The following is an 861-nucleotide window of genomic DNA, read 5'->3' on the forward strand; positions in this document are numbered from 1 at the left end:
GTCATGGTGGTGTCTGCGTGTCCCAAGAGCGCGCGCACGGTCTTCAGATCCACTCCAGCCCGCACCAAGCGCGATGCGAAGTGATGCCGCAGGTCATGGAACCAGAACTGTTCAATGCGGGCGTCAGTGATCAGCTTGCCCCACCCCTTCTTGATGTCGCTCACCTCGAATACCTTGCCCGCACGGCGCTCGCCTGCTTGAGCGGTCCAACGCCGCAGGACTTCCACGGCTTCGGCGTTCAAAGGGATGTGACGTTGCCTCCCGGACTTGGCGTTCTCGGCGCGGATGGTCAACACCTTGGCTTCCCAGTTGATGCCCGCCCAGGTCATCGACAACAGTTCACCCCGCCGCATGCCGGTATTGATGGCTGTAAGGACCACCGGGGTCAGGTGATCGACATACCCGTCCAKCGGCAAATCAGGCAGAACCGCYTGCCGRTACTTACGTCGGGCCGCATTRGCGTTCGCCCTGCCCYCWACMCCAGCWAGATCGCGCGCTGCGAGYGCRGCYCGGAGCATYGCTTCTTCGTCCGGSGACAGGARCCGCACYACCTTRCGGCTWGCYGCTGATCGCCGTCGCATGCCCATCAAAGGATTGGCTTCGATCCACTTCCACTCGACCGCACGGGACAAGGCAGATCGGAGGCAAGCGAAGTCGCGCGCTACGGTAGCCTTGGTGACGGCATCCGGACCACTCACACACCCACTCCACCAACGCTCCATCGTGGGAATGTCGATTTCGATGATCTGACGACGCAGCAGCCACGGAAACACTGATCGGATGCGATCCGGGTACTGACGACCACCCTTGAGCTCAGCTACAGCCCAGGGTTCGAAATGTCGTTGAGGAGCACTTCGAGGG

Annotated in this window: 1 protein-coding gene; it reads right to left on the reverse strand. The window is 61.8% G+C overall.

Translation table 11 applies throughout. The annotated features are described in order from the left end of the window. Positions 1 to 380: tyrosine-type recombinase/integrase (locus ACXJKJ_RS30285; protein WP_457395089.1), on the reverse strand; the 380-nt coding region annotated here is incomplete at its 3' end. Positions 381 to 861 lie beyond the last annotated feature (481 nt).

It is taken from the genome of Roseateles sp. P5_E1 (assembly GCF_054049335.1).